Source organism: Psychrobacter sp. UBA6766, assembly GCF_002453355.1.
Classification (GTDB): Bacteria; Pseudomonadota; Gammaproteobacteria; order Pseudomonadales; family Moraxellaceae; genus Psychrobacter.
The window spans coordinates 1-18,541 of sequence record NZ_DKGQ01000020.1; the positions used below are offsets into that span (position 1 = coordinate 1).

General features: G+C 43.9%; 9 protein-coding genes. 6 read left to right on the forward strand and 3 right to left on the reverse strand.

Going from position 1 to position 18,541, the window contains the following annotated elements; all coding sequences use genetic code 11:
• Positions 1-437 precede the first annotated feature (437 nt).
• From nirK to B4K26_RS04280, 4 genes are all read left to right on the forward strand, one after another.
• On the forward strand, positions 438-1,955 hold the full coding sequence (nirK, locus tag B4K26_RS04265) for a copper-containing nitrite reductase (RefSeq protein WP_296243771.1): 1,518 nt from the start codon (positions 438-440) through the stop codon (positions 1,953-1,955).
• A gap of 181 nt (positions 1,956-2,136) precedes the next feature.
• Positions 2,137-3,033 carry a formylglycine-generating enzyme family protein gene (locus B4K26_RS04270; protein WP_296243772.1) on the forward strand — a complete coding sequence of 299 codons (897 nt, stop codon included), beginning with the start codon at positions 2,137-2,139 and terminating at the stop codon, positions 3,031-3,033.
• A 66-nt stretch (positions 3,034-3,099) separates the two neighbouring features.
• The gene (locus B4K26_RS04275) at positions 3,100-3,870 is read left to right on the forward strand and encodes an SCO family protein (protein ID WP_296243773.1); all 771 of its coding nucleotides are present in this window, start codon (positions 3,100-3,102) and stop codon (positions 3,868-3,870) included.
• Positions 3,871-4,451: 581 nt separating this feature from the next.
• Positions 4,452-5,315, forward strand: a complete 864-nt coding sequence (locus tag B4K26_RS04280) for a universal stress protein (protein WP_296243774.1) — start codon at positions 4,452-4,454, stop codon at positions 5,313-5,315.
• 203 nt (positions 5,316-5,518) lie between these two features.
• Here the strand turns inward: B4K26_RS04280 and B4K26_RS04285 are convergent, their stop codons facing one another.
• The 3 genes from B4K26_RS04285 to B4K26_RS04295 all read right to left on the reverse strand — a co-directional run bounded on the left by B4K26_RS04285 (position 5,519) and on the right by B4K26_RS04295 (position 15,473).
• Positions 5,519-12,754, reverse strand: a complete 7,236-nt coding sequence (locus B4K26_RS04285) for a YadA-like family protein (RefSeq protein ID WP_296243775.1) — start codon at positions 12,752-12,754, stop codon at positions 5,519-5,521.
• A gap of 470 nt (positions 12,755-13,224) precedes the next feature.
• Positions 13,225-14,661: a sensor histidine kinase gene (locus B4K26_RS04290; protein WP_296243776.1), complete on the reverse strand. Its 1,437-nt coding sequence runs from the start codon at positions 14,659-14,661 to the stop codon at positions 13,225-13,227.
• A gap of 110 nt (positions 14,662-14,771) precedes the next feature.
• Complete coding sequence (locus B4K26_RS04295; protein WP_296243777.1) at positions 14,772-15,473, reverse strand: response regulator transcription factor; 702 nt, start codon at positions 15,471-15,473, stop codon at positions 14,772-14,774.
• Positions 15,474-15,788: 315 nt separating this feature from the next.
• Here B4K26_RS04295 and B4K26_RS04300 point away from each other — a divergent pair, with 315 nt between their 5' ends.
• Positions 15,789-16,331: a Spy/CpxP family protein refolding chaperone gene (locus B4K26_RS04300; RefSeq protein WP_296243778.1), complete on the forward strand. Its 543-nt coding sequence runs from the start codon at positions 15,789-15,791 to the stop codon at positions 16,329-16,331.
• Positions 16,332-16,578: 247 nt separating this feature from the next.
• Entirely contained in the window at positions 16,579-18,513 is a 1,935-nt protein-coding gene (ggt, locus tag B4K26_RS04305; RefSeq protein WP_296243779.1) for a gamma-glutamyltransferase, read from the forward strand.
• The last annotated feature ends 28 nt before the right edge of the window (positions 18,514-18,541 follow it).

Sequence of the window (18,541 nt, forward strand, 5' to 3'; positions counted from 1 at the left end):
AATTGAAGACACGCCCTAGTCAAAAAGATACTGATAACAGTAAAAATAACAGTGAGCATTAACTATAACCCCTTCCCTACTTCCAAGCCAATGGTTACTGATAATCACGCATACTCAAAATTTTTAAAGCTTAAACTCCTCAATACCTTTCTTTCTTGCGCATCTAATCATAAAAATACCTAGCTAAATTTATAACTCATCAGTATAAAAAGTGTGAACAAATCTTGCGTAAATAATTCGCTTATTTTTAAACATTCATTTAATATATATCTTATGGAAGCCAATTTAAAAGCTCACTCTTTTTACATTTTCACTCTTCTATTATTTATCTAAATGCTGATTTTTACTTTCCAGCATTATCGAAAGTAGATGACAAAGAATCATAAAAATCGAGCTTTGTTAAATGAGCCACTTATTTTCAATTTTTGGAGAGCCTTATGCGTCTTTTTAACTCTACAACCTCTCAACCTCACGCTCTTGCCTATTCTAAGCTTGCCATAGCTTGTCTTCTTGCCCTTGGTATGGTAGGAATGGCCGGTTGTGATAAGTCAGCCCCTGACAAGGCGACAGCAGAAACCACTCAAACGACAAAAGACAGCAAAGCGCCAACGACCAAAAATGGCGAGCTACCAGTGATTGACGCTGTTCTCACCCACGCGCCTGAGGTGCCACCGCCTATCGATCGTGACTATGCGGCAAAGGTCATCGTAAAAATGGAAACGGTAGAAAAAACCATGCGTTTAGCGGATGGCGTTGAATATAACTTTTGGACATTTGGCGGTCAGGTTCCAGGGCAGTTTATTCGCGTTCGTCAGGGCGATGAAATTGAGTTTCATTTGTCAAACCATCCTGACTCTAAAATGCCGCACAATATCGACTTGCATGCGGTGACAGGCCCAGGAGGGGGTGCCGCTTCTTCGTTTACCTCTCCTGGTTATACGTCAGAATTTAACTTTAAAGCCTTAAAACCAGGTTTATACGTCTATCACTGTGCGGTAGCGCCCGTTGGAATGCATATCGCCAACGGTATGTATGGTCTGATTTTGGTTGAGCCAGAAGAAGGCTTACCAAAGGTTGACCGTGAATTTTATGTCATGCAGGGCGATTTTTACACCAAAGGCAATTACGGCGATAAAGGGCTGCAACCTTTTGACATGGAAAAAGCGGTGAAAGAGCAGCCAGACTACGTGTTATTTAACGGTTCAGTAGGCGCGCTCACTGGTGAAAATTCGCTAAAAGCGAAAGTTGGTGAAACGGTTCGTCTATTTGTTGGAAACGGTGGCCCTAATTTGGTGTCATCATTCCACGTGATTGGTGAGATTTTTGATAAGGTCAATATGGAAGGTGGCACTGCTGAAAACCATAATGTTCAAACCACCCTTATCCCTGCCGGTGGTGCAGCCATTACTGAGTTTAAGGTGGATGTCCCAGGCGAACTTGTGATGGTTGACCACTCTATTTTCCGGGCATTTAACAAAGGTGCGCTTGGTATCATCGATGTCAAAGGGGCAGAAGACAAGAAAATATATTCAGGAAAAGTACGCGAAGATGTCTATTTACCTGAAGGCTCAGCGGCACAAAGTCTTGGTAAAACCAATGCGCCTGCGCCGGTCGTGACTGCTGCTAACAAGCAAGAAAGAATTAAAATGGGTGAGTCTATTTACGCTAGCAACTGCGCGGCTTGTCACCAATTAAATGGTGCTGGTATACCAAAAGCCTTCCCACCATTGGCCAAGTCTGACTACCTCAACGAAGACCCCAAACGCGCCGTCAATGCTATCTTGCATGGCTTGACTGGTAAGATTACCGTCAATGGCGAAGATTACGACAGTGTCATGCCAGCCGTTGCCTTAGATGACGAAAAAATCGCCAACGTCGTCACCTATATCATCAACAGTTGGGGCAACAAAGGTGGTGAAGTGACGCCAGAAGAGGTCAAAGCCGCTCGTAAATAATAGGATTTTAGACAGATACTACTGACTGTCCGATAAAGATACTGTTAAAAAACAGGGTTATCGGACAGTCTTTTCACAATAGACACTTTCGTCAAATAACCAAATATCGTTACGTTAGAACGGTGTCTGACTCAATAAGCGTTTGGCACCGTCCTCTTTTTGGTTTACTAGGAGATTAGTTATGTTATGGACTTACATCACTAACACTCGCAAAAGCAACACTCGCAGCATTCACAAAAACAAAACGTTAAAAATTAACACTCGGAAGATTGTGGATACGACTGCTCGCCCGCTCACACTGTTATTGGTCATTAGTGCTCTTAGCGTAACAACCGTCTTTGCGTTTATAAGCGCGCAAGCGCAAGCAAAAGAGCTGACCATTCAGTCCGGTACTTATCGTCCGTTATATTTGAGCAAAAATTCACCATTGGTGGCAGTCGATACATTTAAAATTGATGAGCTACCAGTCACGAATATACAGTTTTATCAGTTTTTAAAAGAAAACCCGAAATTTCGCCAACGTGCCATTGCACCTATTTTTGCCGATTCTGGTTATCTAAAGCACTGGATCAATACCAAAGATATCTCTGTGCCTAGAAAGGCTGATTTTCGTAAGCCTGTGGTCAATATGTCATGGTATGCCGCTAATCAGTATTGTCGCTCTCAAAACAAGCGCTTACCAACGGTTGAGCAGTGGGAATATGTGGCGCAAGCCTCTACCAGCAATAAAAATGGCAGCTTAGAGGCTGGCTACAATCAGCGCATACTAGACTGGTATGGTAAATCTGCTGGTAGTAAAGACCAACTTGCGGATATTGGACAGACCCCAGCCAACTATTGGGGCGTCAAAGACATGCACGGCTTGATTTGGGAGTGGACAGAGAATTTTAACAATAGCTTAGTCACTGGCGAATCACGAGCTGACAGCAGCCTAAACCAGCAGATGTTTTGCGGCTCGGGGGCAGCAGGGGCAGTTGACCCAAGCGATTATGCAGCCTTTATGCGTTATGGCTTTCGCTCAAGCTTAGAAGCAAAATACACGGTCAGCAGCCTTGGTTTTCGCTGTGCTAGTAATTAATTTTTCTCGATGCAGCGCCCTACTTTTTATTCTCAATTGATGTGCATAGCCTTTAAGGATTGACTTATGAAAACAATAAAAACCATTCAAAATACAACAGTGCGAAATATGACAACTCATCCATGTATTCATACTATCAAATTGACTTTGACTGTTGGGCTATGTATCGGCTTACTCGCCTGTAGCAATCCTGACGCACTTAACTCAGCAGCGACGCAAGGCAATCAGGCCAATGCTACTTCTGAATCTAAAGTCGCGGCAGATGCCCATCATGATATGAAGGGCATGGATCATCAACAGATGAATCATACAGATATGAATGCGCAAGAACCAGCAGAAGCGCTCGGGCAAGATTATTCTATCTATCAAGTAGGTGGTGACTGGACAGACCAAAATAGCAATACTTTCGAGCTTGATAAACTTCAAGGTAAAAATCAGGTGGTAGTCATGGCTTATACCAGCTGTCAGCATACTTGCCCTGTTTTAGTGCAATCTATGAAACAGATGTATAAAGAGATGACACCAGAAGCGCGCAGCCAAACGGAGTTTTTATTGGCGACATTGGATACTGAGCGCGATACCGTTGATGTTATGAAAAACTTTGCTGAGCACAATGAGCTTGGTGATAATTGGCGCTTGATTCGTAGCAATGAAGCCAGTACCCGTGTGCTTGCTAACACCTTAAATATCAAATATCAATTTGCTGATAATGGTGATATTAACCACTCTAACTTGATTTCTGTACTAGATAAAGACGGTCGCTTGGTCGCACAAGGCGTTGGTGTCGCAGACTCTGGTATTCAGCCTTTGATTGAGTATTTAAACACTCACAGCTAACGCTTAAAATGTATTACGCTTAAAATGTATTACGCTTAAAATACATTCCTCTCAAATAAGATAGTCAAAGCCACAGTGTTAATTTTCATTCAATTTTAAATCTCTTTTTGAGTATCACAAAGGCAAGAAAACACCGCTTATCTGATAACAGACAAGCGGTGTTTTTAATGGAATCATCGGCTATATTTTTAGCTCTATAGCAGCCGCATTACAAAAAAGTGTGGATTTTGGTGGAGCTTACCCGTTGTAGCTATCGATACAGAATGTGCCAATCGAGCATAGCCTTAAGGGCTTATAGTTTCACTCTTAAAGTCACTTTCATCTATGTAAATGATGACAAAATCGTCAGCCATATTTTTTTTCAGGTGATTGCATATTAAAAATATAAACTATCTTTGCAAAGAGCTCGGTAAAGCCTAACGCTTTAATGTTGCAATGACTATATTTGAGGTAAGATGATAGCCAACGATGGGTTGTTTTAGATTTGATTAAGAAGTAGATTCTTGTAGTATTTTTACCGAAAACAAAGTTTCCATAAAAATAGGCTTATCAAAGGTTAAGGGCAAAACTAAGGACAGATTATGATAACGGAAGAGCATGTTTTGGCTTGTATCGATGGCTCGGCGGTAACTGGGTCGGTATGTGATTATGCTGCGTGGTACGCAGAGAAGCTGGACATTTCGGTGGCATTGTTACACGTCAGTGATGTGGCAGCTTCGATCAGACGCGATTTATCTGGCGCCATTGGCATTAACAGCCGACAGTTTTTACTCGATGAGTTATCTGAACTCGATGAGCAAAGGGCGAAAGTCGTGAACAGCTACAGCAATGCGCTAGTACAAGATGCAAAAAGTCATATTCAAAGCGGCTTTAAAGGTATGAATGTTTGCATTTATCAGCGCCACGGTAAGCTGCTGCCAGCAATTGAACATTTTCAAGAAAAAAATCGCGCCATCGTTATGGGACGCCGCGGTGAAGACCACAAAAACAGCCGCATCAATATCGGTAGTCAAATCGAAACGGTTGCCCGCGCCTCAAACATACCCGTGTTGATTTGTTCAGAGAAGTTTAAAGAGCCGCAGTCGTATATGGTGGCATTTGACGGTAGTAAAACGGCGATAAATGCCATACAGATGCTCGCAAAAAGCAACCTTTTAAAAAGTTTGCAAGGCCATCTCGTGATGGTCGGCCATGATAATGAAGCGTCTAAGACAAGCCTCGACAATGCTGCTTCGCAACTGAAGACAGCAGGGTTTAATGTCGATGCTCATCAGCTCTCGGAACTTGATGCGGTCGACGGTTTACTTAGTTTTCAACTTGAAAACGATATCGATATCATCGTAATCGGCGCTTATGGGCGCTCTAAGCTCCAGCACTTATTTCTGGGCAGTACGACTGCAGAGATTATTGCCAGTACCTTATCGCCTGTTATTTTAGTACGCTAAATAGTTGAAATGACAGTTTTCATATTGTAAATTTTAAATTCGCTACTTTACTTTTATTGTTTTAGTTAGAACTCTATACCTCTTTATCAGGTAACCTTTGTCCACAAAAAAAGCAAGGCATTTGGTACCTTGCTTTTTTTTACTTAACTTTAGTGATTCAATGACTATTTAGCTTAATTCCACTTAACTTTCTGGCTATCTAACTAGTCAAAGTGGAAGCCTGCGCCGATTGCACCGCCCACATTCCCTTGAGTATCCGCGGTGCCATTTAACTTCATCACCCAACGTCCATCGTTAGACATTTTAGAGAAACCAATGGCAACGGCACTTTCACCATTATAGGTTGCGATACCACCGCCTATCATTGGTTTACCGATAATGTACGCTTGAGGCAATGAAGACATGGCCATAGCGGCTGAAATACCTGCATTGGCGTCATCTTCGACTTCGCCAATTCTATAGCCTAGCTCATTAATACTGCCGCCTAAACCTCTAGTAACGGCCTCTAATTGTCCGTAGTTCACAGCATCTCTAGGCGCCATGCCATCCGCCACATTTGTCACCTTGGTACCAGCGGCATTGATACCAGCGGCAGTCATGCTAGGTGCATTCTCGGCATTACCTGCATAGATACCAGCGGCGGTCATACTTGGGCCATTTTTAATAGTCACACCACTATTATTAACCGTCGTGTTGCCAGTCGTCACGCTGTCGACATTGATGTTGCCATTCAAGTCAAACTTGATGCTACCATCTTCCGAGGTTGTAGTGATGTTGTTCCCTCCTTTAAATTTTAAGGGGTCAGAACCTGCTTTTTTATTGATAACAGGACCGCTATCTGCGTCGAAGTTAAGTCCAGCACCCATCTCAGCTATTGCAGTTGTCTGTGTGTTGACAAGACTTACAAACTCAAATAGTTGGCTACCGTTAATAGCATCCTTACTATCAATCTCAATGTCACCTTTAGCAACATTGGTGATCTTATTTCCACCTGCATCAATACCATTTTTGGTAACACTTGGTCCGCCTGCGATGTTTAGTCCACTACTGCTCAATGTAGCATCACCAGTTGTCACACTATCTACGGCAATGTCTTTACTTAGATTAAAGCTAACATTGTTACTCTCTGCTGTTTTAGAAACCGTAATATTGTTATCAGTGTTATTTAAGTCGACTGTATTGCCTGGTTTCACTGTGCTGGTATTTGCTCCTTGGGCACTGACATTCCAGCCTTTGTTAGCATCCGCTGCACTTTGTTTAACTTCATTTAACTGTTCAACGTTAACCGCATCTGTAGTTGCTTCCCCTCGAGCGACATTGGTAATTTTATTACCACCGTTGTTTAGGCCACTGTTACTTAGCATGACAGTTCTGGTTTGGCCACCTTCACCGACGAAGGTAAAGCCATTCTGATTGACTAATGTATCTCCTGCTCTGAAGCCAGTAGATGAAACGTTAACGTTACTACCGAAGCTTGCACTGTTTAGTCCAGTGAGGTCTTTGGCTAATTTGACTGTTAGCGTATTAGTATCCTTGTCAGCAATAACACCAATGTTACTGTCCGTTAGTTTCGCAGAATCACTCACTCCGCCTTTGACAGTAATCTTGTCACCAAGCTTACGCTTGACATCAGTACCACTATCACCACCGAACGAAATACCTTTATCAAAAGTACTATTTATACCACTTTGAAGACCAGATAACTGCTCTTGAGTTGCGGCTTGCCCTCCACTATAAGTTGCATTGGCATCGAAAGTCGTGTTTGATAATCCTTTAACAGTGCCTGCCATACCATCTATCGATACAGCATTTGGACTAGTGCCACCGATTTTTATGGTGTCAGCTAGACCAAATTTTGCACCATTACCAAAAGCAGTAGTGGTTATATTGGCATCAGTCGCCACTTGAATGGCTTCACCTAACGCGTAGGTTTTTGTATTACCGTTCAGGTCGAACTTAATACCTTTGGCAATGTTTTCATTAGTCTTAAATAGCTGACTGCCATTAACAGCATCCTTACTATTAGGGCTCAACATTCCATCAACAACGTTGATAATTTTATTGTTACCGTTGTTAAGGCCATTGTTTGACAGAACTACTTGATCGTTATCACCATTGTATAAAGTAATACCAGCATTATTAACCTGAGTATTTCCAGTAGTCACACTGCCCGTATTCCCAAGATTGATATCCTTAGCCAATCTAACGGTTAAAGTATCTTTCCCATTGGCAGTAACACTGATATTTTTCGTTGCTGGATCAGAGTCAACAGTGTCGCCACCTTTAACCGTGAGGGTGTCACCAAGTTTACGATTGACATCTTCCCCACTGTCACCACCGAAGCTCAAGCCTTTATCAATGATAGTGTTGGCCAGATTTAACTGATCAACGTTCACAGCGTCTGTACCCATCTCACCAGCTTTAACATTCGTGATCTTATTACCGCCATTGTTAAGTCCAGTGCTGTTAAGAACGACTGTCCGAGCTAGAGTTGGGGCGACTATGGTCATACCGTCTTTGCTGATTGTGGTATTACCCATTTTCACACTATTTAGTACCATATCTTGAGCAGTCGCAACTTTGATACCACCATTTTCTTCAGTCAACAGTATGTTGTCACCTTTCATAAAGTTGGCCGTATTGTTGTCTTGGTCAATGGTTTTCACTGTCTGACCATCAATCTGAGTCACAACATTTTGTAAGGCACTATCCGCTTTCACAAGGCTGTCTTTGGCCCCTTGGCTTAAGTCAACCTTGTAGTCTGTGACGTTGTTGGCACCTTTGGCGCCAGCACTAACACTTACCGCCGCTGACCCCCCTGAGACACTCGCACCATCTGCATTGACGGTGTAAGTATCTTGACCATTAACAGTAGACTTAGTAACGTCTTTGATATTGGTACCTTTAGCAACTATCGTTTTCAGTCCCCCAGCAATGGTTTGGACATCCCCAATGTTGGCCGCGTTAGAGTCGTTACCGACACCACTCGCCACATTCGTGATTTGTTTGCTACCGTTGTTAAGACCAGACTGTGATATGACGACTCCACCAAAGGTGGCACTGTTAAGACCGGTTAAGTTCTTATTAATGCCGAACTTGGCTCCATTACCAGCGCCTACTACGGTAATGTTGGCGTCAGTATCCACTTGGATGGGCTCACCTAAAGCATAGCTCTTCGTTGTGCCGTTTAGCTTGAATGCCACGCCTTTTGCAATGGTCTCTTTGTTGGTTTGAATGTTGCCTGTATTGATGTTTACTCTATCATTGGTTGCATGAAGCTGGCTGCCATTAATCGCATCGGTACTGCTTGCGTTTACTGCGCCACTCGCAACATTTTTGATCTGACGCTCCATCCCTTTTGAACCAACAGAGACTTGATCTCCAGCTGCTTGCGCTGCGCCAGCAACGTTGTATCTGCTTCCTCCCACTGACATGGTCAGCTCTTTGGTTGCGTTCGAGGCGGTTGTTGATCCTGCGCCAAGTGCAACAGAACCTTCTAGGCTTGCTGACGATCCGACACCAAAGGCTGAGGATGCGACACCAGCTGAGGCGGACTGTACACCAATGGCGGTAGACAATGCGCCGCTAGACAAGGCTTTGGCTCCCATGGCGATGGAGGCGGCACCACCTGATTCTGTATTTATTTTATACGGAGGTGATTCGACAAGGTCATGACCGGTATAAGCTTTAAATTTGTCGTTGACGTCACCTTTATTAATAGCAGATGCCAAACTACCATCGATATTAGTTTTTGAGGCAACATCTAAGTCATCACCACCAATGGCGATAGAAGATGCCCCTGTAGACACAGAGTTGGCTCCAATGGCGATAGACTGATGACCACTCGCGGTGGTTTTTTGTCCACCTGCGCTGCTACCAATTGAGATGGCCTGGCTGCCAGACGCCACAGCGTTGCGTCCCATGGCCATGGCGTTTTGTCCAGTGGCACCTTCGTTTAGATCATTGGTGCCATCCGTTGAGTTGACACTGTAGTACTTGGTTTTGTTGCTTGAGATGGCGGTGCCTAACTGATCAACGTTCACAGCATCTGTACCAGCACTACCCGCTTTAACCCCTTTGATCTGAGTGTTGTTGGCATTGATGCCTGTACTTGAGATAGTGACACCACCAATGTTGGCACTGCTAAGATCGGTTAAGTCTTTGGCAAGCGCAACTTTAATACCCCCATCTTCTGCCGTTAAGACGATATTACTGCCTTTCATAAAGTTAGCCGTATTGTTGTCTTGTTTAATGGTTTTTACTGTCTGACCATCAATCTGAGTCACCACGGTTTGTAAGGCACTATCCGCTTTAGCTAAGCTGTCTTTGGAATCTTGGCTTAAGTCAACGGTGTAGTCAGTGATGTTGCTGTCTACTTCATTGCCATTAACCGTTACCGCTGATGAACCTGCTGTTGCTGTTGTGCCTTTGGCGTTAACGGTATAGACATCTTGGCCTTTATCACCCACCGTTTTCCCAACGTCAACAATGTTGGTGCCGGCTTTTACTTCTGTTCTAGACCCGGCAGCGGCACCGGTGAGCTGACTGAGGTTCACTGCATCCGTTGGGTCAATGCCGTTGGAGACTCGTGTGATTCTCTTATTACCAGCATCTATGCCGCCACTTCTTGTGACGCTTGGACCACCGATGATATTAAGTCCATCTACAGTCAAAGTAGTACTAGGAATACCTAATGGACCATTGACAAACACACCTAGACCATTAACATCGGTATTGGCCAGTAAGCTACCAGTTCTCATTCCTGAATCGTCAATGGTCGTTACAGATCCTAAGCCCCAGGGACTTCTTGTACCCATTTTCACGCTGCCACTAGCGCCTAAGTCAATATTTTTAGCAAGCTTGACCGTTAAGCTGTTGTTTGTGCTATCAGCAACCACACCGATATTTTTATCTGATAAAGCTGTAGTTGCACCACCTTTCACCGTGAGCTTGTCACCAAGCTTACGGTTGACGGTTGTCACACTATTGTCACCTGTAAAATTGAGCCCCAGATCAATATCACTGCTGTTTTTATTAACGGCGCTGTTAGTAGCATATAATTGACTACCATTGATTGCATCCGTACTTGTATCGCTAATGCGTCCAGCAGCTACATTCGTAATTGTACGTTCGTTACCTACGGAACCTACACTTACCGTGCCTTTTGGAACAGCACCAGCAAAGTTATATGTTCGATTAACTAATACAACGTTAGAAGTCCCAACAGCTGTGGCTGTTTCAGAGAAAGAACCTAAGGCAACTGAATCGGTATCATTGGCTTTAGCAAAACGACCTAATGCCGTACTATCTTTACCATTAGCTTTTGCATTAGTACCAACAACTGTTGCACCTTGGCCTGCAAAGCTTTGAGTGCCTAATGCTACGGTTCCACTATTTAAAGCATTGGCATCCATACCTAAAGCAATACTGTTACGACCTGCTTGTGCTCTATTACCTACTGCAGTTGCGTCGATACCTTTAGCATAAGCATTACTACCAAGAGCCGTCGCACCGTCCATTGCAGCTTGAGCTCTTTTACCCATAGCAACAGCGCGATCACCAGCTGCTTGAGCATCAACCCCAACTGCTATCGCGTCTACGCCGATTGCACCGTCATTATTATAGTTGCCACGGGTTGAGTCTGTGCTATTGACATTATAAAAACGTGTTTTATTAGCTTCGACTGTATCATCCGTATACGCTACGACGCTCTTAAGTTGACTCACGTTAACGGCATCGGTATCGGTCGCACCTGCCGCCACGTTAGTGATGCGGCGCTCGTTACTAACAGCGCCTACTGATAATTCGCTGCTAGCTGTTGGCGCAACGACCCCAATTGGATTACCATTTTTATCTAAAGGCTGGTATGCAAATACGCCAAGAGTTAAGCCGTCAGCCAAAGAGCCTGAGCCTAAAGCAACCGAGCCTTCGTGAGTAGCAGTAGCTCCTTCTCCTAACGCGATGCTTTTAGCAGTTGAAGCTTTTGCTTCTGTACCTAAAGCCATACTATTATTAGCAGAGGCTGATGCTTGAAATCCTAATGCCGTACTATTCCTACCAAATGTATTAGCTGCTCTGCCTAAAGCTATATTATTAGCTCCTTCTGCTTTTGCTTCTCGGCCCATAGCCATGCTGTTTTCAGCAGAGGCAGAAGCTTCCCATCCTAAAGCGGTACTGTTAACCCCAGTAGCTTTAGACTGTCGCCCTAACGCTAGTGAATTAGTCTTAGTGGCATCAGCTTCATTCCCTAAGGCCGTTGAAGCATATCCTTGAGCATTTGCTTCAGTGCCTATAGCAGTAGCAAAAGTACCATCTGCTGTAGCTGCAATGCCGGCTGCCATTGAGTTTCCACCTATAGCACCATCGTTATTATAATTGGCTTTAGCTACTCCATTATCATTCACGCTGTAGTAACGAGTTTGGCCTTTACTTACAACGTTAGCTAATGATTTTAACTGACTTACGTTCACAGCATCACTGTCATTGGTACCAGCCGCTAGGTTGACAATCTGACGAGTGCCGTCTTTAGCATTGCCAATAGAAACTGCACCAAGGTTAGTGCTGTTGGTCGCCTTGATAGCAGTTTGGTCGGCTGCGCTTGCACTTGTTGGTGCAAAACCTAATGCGCCGCTAGCAACGTTGGCCACTGACCTTGAGCCTAGTGCTACCCCATCTTGGGTCGAAGAATTTGCTCCTACACCCACTGCTAGTGCGCCTTGTCCAGTGGCTGCTGATGCTACGCCAAACGCTGATGAAGCCATACCGGAAGCGCTCGAATGAATACCTATGGCAGTTGCTAGATTACCAGCTGATCGCGCTTTGGCGCCCATAGCAATAGAGGCCGCTCCACTAGATTCAGTATGTTTACCATATGCATCCCATGACTCTAACAAATCTCGCCCAGCATATTCATGAAACGTCGTATTGACCTGACCACTATTTAAGGCACCTGTAGATATGCTGCCATCGTAGTCGGTTTTAGAGGCTGCATCTAAATCATCACCACCTATAGCAATAGAAGATGCTCCTGATGAGACAACGTTTGCGCCAATGGCAATAGACTGTTCACCACTTGCGGTGGTATTCTGACCACTTGAACCGCCACCAATGGCTATGCCCTGACTTCCTAAGACTGTCGCATTCTTGCCTATAGCAATACCATGAAGAGCGCTTACCGTGGTATTAGTTCCACACTCTACTTCTGCGCTTCCATTGCAGGGACTAGCTGTCGCCTGCATACTAAATCCAGCCGCCATTAACCCCAGCCCTATAGCAGTGAGTCGAAAAGCATTTGTAGATGAAAGATTGGATGTGGTATTGATGGTAGCGTTTGAGCTTACGCTAGATTGTGATGACTTACCGCGCGCTTTGGCGTACTCAGAAACTGCCATAAAACAGTTTAAAGACACATTCCATATCACTTTATAATTCCGGTTCATAGCATGTACTCCCTTACCGACTCATCAGATTTGAAAATCAAAGTTAAAATCCATGTTTAGAGAGTTAATACGACAAGATAAAACGGGTTATAAATTAATAGGAACGCACGATACATTTAGAAATGTTACTCAGAGCGATACTTAAGAAATAGTACGTCTCGTTTTGTAAAATCATTATAACTCTCTGTATATGATTATTAATGAATATACAGAGAGTAACAATGCCGTTCGTCGGAGATTTACTACCGTTCATCGGATATATTCATAAACATGAATATAATCTAGTGAGTAAATTTCTTTTACTGGTTTTTTCTTATTAAAGCTTATCCTCCATCCAAAAAATAATCATCTACATAGGTTAAAAATGGCTAGATAATATCTCGAGATTATCTGTACTACTTCCCTTATTCGACTGCGATTTGTCTCATATTCATCCTCGTTTTTAACATGAGGACATATCCTAATCGTTGTTATTGAACAGGTAACACAATCTGCACCACCAAGCCTTGAATACCATCTTGGCGGTTGTGAATACTAATTTGACTTTTATGAGCGACGACAACCGCGTGGACGATTGCCAATCCCAATCCATAGCCGCCTGTTTCCCGATGACGTGCGCTATCAAGGCGTACAAAGGGTTGGAAAATACGCTCTACGTCTTTTTCTGCTACCCCGCCACCTTCATCTGTGATGCTAATTTGAATGGCATCTCTTTTGTTAGCTAACTTTGTTTTTGTTGCTTCAGCAGTGACGGTTGAGCCAGACGATGTATGCATAAAAGCATTTCGAATGATGTTTTCAAGGGCGCTATGTAACTGTTCTTGGTTGCCAAGTACGGTTACAGGTGCAGATAATAAATCATCAGGCGGCGTCCATTGCCAACGCACATTTTTATGCTGAAACTCAAAACAGACGTCTTTACCAATTTCAGTGATAATATCAACAATATCTACGGCATCATTTTCCAAATTATCGATAGTATATTGCTGCATTTGCAAAGATTGAATATGAATGATTTGCTCAATCAGCTCATTCATGCGTGCCGATTCTTTATCGATACGATCGAGATAACGACTGGCATTGGGCGCAAAATCACGCGTCAATTCAGTCGCGACATCAAGACGCGCGAGTGGTGAGCGCAGCTCATGCGAGATATCGCTGAGCATTTGCTTGCGAGCAAGCTCACTCTCAGCCAATCGCGTCGATAACTGGGAAACGTCTTTTGCCAATAACCCCAGCTCATCAGAGCCTAATTCTGATAACTGCGGATTTGCCTCATAGTCTCCATCAATCATACGATGGACGGTATCTTGAACTCGACCGATGCGTCGAGCTAACGTACGGCTGAGCCAAAAGCAGACCAGCACGCTAAACAGAATAATGAGAAGCAAACGCACGGTGAAATTACCCCGTTGCAACTCCAAAACATCAGTAAAACGCAGATGCGGACGCAATTGTACAATAGCCGTTTTTCCGTCAGGCAGCTCTACGGTTAAATCTGCCAATTCTGGACGGTCATCAGGCGTAGAAAATGCTTCTCTATTAGGCAACGCTGGTTGAAAAATCTCACTGAGAATAAAAGGTTTTTCATCAGTGTGGTCATCTGTATTATGATAAGTGCTACGACGGTCAGACATAGAGTACGAGGATACGGAATTGTTTTTTTCTTGCCTATTTTGTTGTCGCTCTTCCATATAACGATAGCGCGGAAAAATAATAGCGCCCTGCTCGTCATAGATTCTGATTTGGCTCATCAGCCGGCGGTCTTGACGATACAACTGCCTAACAGCGGGGAAATTTCCAGTTTGTAATGTTTCAACCACTTCTTGACGCTTGAGTAAAAGACGCTCAATTTGCGTGTCCATCCGCGCACTTAGCTCTCTGTTATTAAGCCAGCGCTCTACCATAATTGAGACAATAGAGGTAACTAGAACAGTCAATAATAGGCTTAGAAATAACCGCCAAAATAAGGTGATTCGTGGCTTAAATGTAGAAGTATTTATCAATGAGTCCGCCATTACAATACCAGCTGATAGCCTTTACCACGAACCGCCTTAATGGGTTCATTATGAAAAGGCTGAAGTTTTTTACGTAAGCGCGACACGTGCACATCAAGGCTGCGATCAAACGGCTGCAGTTCACGCTGTAAGACATGTTGTGATAGCCACGCTTTACTCACCACTTCGCCTTTTTGTTTAAGTAACGCCACCAACAAGTCAAACTCTGTTCCTGTGACTTGTAACTCGACGCCATCTATTTGGCAAAGTCGTTGATTTTGATCCAAATGCAACCGGCTCTCTGGCAGTGGCAAGTGCTCTGAGGCGGCAGCACCAGAGGCTGTTATACGGCTACGTTTAATGACTGCGTTAATACGTGCCAGCAGCTCACGCGGGTTACAAGGTTTGGTAATATAATCATCGGCACCAAGCTCAAGCCCAACAATACGATCAATCTCCTCACCTTTTGCCGTCAACATAATTACAGGAATATCACTGATAGCAGGCAGCTGGCGCAGGACGCTGAGCCCATCTGTTTTGGGCATCATAATATCTAGCACTAGTAGGTCATAAGGTGTGCCATCATGCATCGCTACTTTTAAACGTTCGATAACCGCTTCGCCATCATGCACACAGTCACAGCGAATACCGTGATTATGCAAATACTCTTGCAACAGTTGGGTCAACTCTTCATCATCGTCACCCAATAAAATATTTGCCATCGTTATTCTCCCTACCCTCTCTACGTTCTTGCCACTCAGTCAAATGCTTACCCAAGCATGCCATAGTGTGGCGTACATTATCATGCAAGCGCCCACCAAGGCGCCACAAACGTTACCTTTCTTAATATTTCATAAATGTTCGTAACTTCTAGCTGTCGTATGATAGCGGCTATCAGCAAAAAACACTGCTGGCAAGTAGTGATTAATAGTAGCTATCCGGGACACTATTAATCACTACTTGCCATACAAAAAAACCTCTGTTCTTAATAAATAACGTTTGCACCATAACTTAAGGTAACTATTAAGGTAATAATGATGAAAAAATTAATCATAGGCTCAGTACTTGCACTTTCTAGCGTTCTAACCGTGACGGGTTGTACCAGTGTCAACGCCACGACTGATACGACGTCAGCAACGCCAACAACGACCAGCATGCAAAAGCAGCATAAATCTGGAATGAAAGACGGCATGCGTAAAGGTGGTATGAGAGGCCCAATGGCACAGCTAGATTTAACAGCGACGCAGCAAGCGCAAATTAAAGCCATTATGCAAGAAAAATACAGTGGTCACAAAAACGATCGTAGCAAATATCAAGCAGAACGCGCACAAATGCAACAACAAATGCAGGCGTTGACCAATGCAAAAGCTTTAGACAGTGCGGCTGTCAACCGCCTAGCCGATCAACAAGCGGCAAAAACCAAGCAGCGCTTTATTGAACGCGTGCAAACCGAGCATGCGATCGCGCAAGTCCTAACCCCTGAACAGCGTCAAAAAATGGCACAATTAAAGTCAGAAAGAAAAGCAAAAGGTCATCATGGTTCAAAACACCGCCCAATGCGCGGCAAAAACCCACAATAAGGTTTGTCATTGACTGCCATGCTTTAACGAGAAATGTTATATTTAAAAAATATATCCTAAAAAATGCATCGGTTAGCCGGTGCGTTTTTTTTGTTCAAAGATAGAATTTAACCTTTAAGTGTAGTGAAATACTGTTATAGTATTTCTAATTAAAAAAGTAGCCGGTATACTATATTTATGCTTATTTGTTAACCGTATTGGCTATTTTTTCCTTAACCTTACCCACCCTCGTAAAAAGGACTTTGCGATGTTAACTTTGTTTTCTTCTTCCCACCCGAGCCAATCTCCAACCCATAAAATAAAATCTGCCGCGGTGATTATCAGCAGCGCCCTGTTAATTTCTGTTTCTACTTATGCCGCAGAAACCAATCCTACTAAAGCAAAAAACACCATTAATCCAACCTCGATTAACACCAGTGCCATTAATCTAGCGATTATGACCGACAATCCGATCGTATTGTCTGAAACGCAGCGTGTGACAATAGCAAAAAACAATACGGTTAAGCCAACAACCAATGCCGCCAAAACCGATCAAGCTATTTACTCAGCTGACGCCATTCATCACCCTGTTTGGGCAAAAAACGGTATGGTTGCAAGCCAAGAAGCCATCGCCTCTGATGTTGGCTTAAAGATTTTAAAAGATGGTGGCAACGCTGTTGATGCTGCCGTTGCTGTTGGCTTTGCGTTAGCCGTCACGTTACCGCGTGCAGGTAATATCGGCGGTGGTGGTTTTATGATGATTTATGATGCCAAGCAAGGTAAAACGGTGGCGCTTGATTATCGCGAAAAAGCTCCAAGTAGCGCTTCTCGTGATATGTATCTTGATAAAGACGGCAATGCGGTTAGTGATTTATCCCGTTATCATGGCCTAGCCGTTGGCGTTCCGGGGACGGTAGCAGGATTACTCAAAGCGTTAGACGATCACGGCACCATGAACCGCGGGCAAGTCATGGCGCCAGCGATTGCGTTAGCTGAAAATGGTATTGAAGTTACCGCTGGCTTGTCCGAATCGCTAGAAGCCTTGAGTGATCGTTTGCAAAAATGGCCAAGTACCAAAAAGATATTTTTTAAGCCAGACGGCAGTGCCTATCAGCCAGGTGAACTACTACGTCAGCCGGATCTGGCAAAATCCCTTAAATTGATTGCCGCAAAAGGGTCTGACGGTTTTTATAAAGGAGAAACAGCACGTAAATTGGTTAAAGCCGTCAATGAGGCTGGCGGCAATATGAGCTTGCAAGACTTAGTCAATTATGAGGCTATCGCTCGTAAGCCAGTCAGAGGCGAGTATCGCGGTTATGAGATTGTCTCGATGCCGCCCCCATCTTCAGGCGGTATTCATATCGTGCAAATCTTAAATATCTTGGAAGGTTATCCGTTAAAAGACTATGGTCAAAATAGCGCGCAGACCATTCATTTAATGGCAGAGGCCATGCAGCTTGCTTACGCCGATCGCGCCGAGTATTTAGGGGATTCTGACTTTATTGATGTTCCTGCCAGCGGATTAACCTCACAAGCTTATGCCGATAAACTGCGCAGTTTAATTAATCCAAACAAAGCCACACCTGCTTCTACCGTCAAGGCCAACAATCCATTACCGTATGAGAGTGATCAAACCACGCACTTTTCTATTGTTGATAAAGACGGCAATGCGGTGGCCAATACCTATACGCTGAACTTCTCTTATGGAACTGGGCTTGTCGCTGAAGGTACGGGGATTTTATTAAACAATGAAATGGATGATTTTTCTGCGAAACCTGGAGTTGCTAATGCTTATGGCTTAATCGGCGGCGATGCGAATGCGGTCGAAGCTAATAAGCGACCGTTATCTTCAATGAGTCCAACTTTTGTATTTAAAGACAGCAAGCCTTATATCGTTACTGGAAGCCCGGGGGGCAGCCGCATTATCACGACTGTCACGCAAGTCATCTCAAACGTCATTGACCACGATATGAATATCGCTGAGGCTACCCATGCACCGCGTATTCATGACCAATGGCTTCCCGATGAGATTCGTATCGAGAAAGCACTAAATGTCGATACGATTAAAAAATTGGAGTCTATGGGACATAAAGTCAGCCCGCAGGAAGCAATGGGTTCAACGCAGTCGATTATGATGACGCCAAATGGCGTTTATGGCTCTTCTGATCCGCGTATTGTTGATGCGGCGGTGGTGGGATATTGATATAAATTCTTATTTTTCAAACAATTAT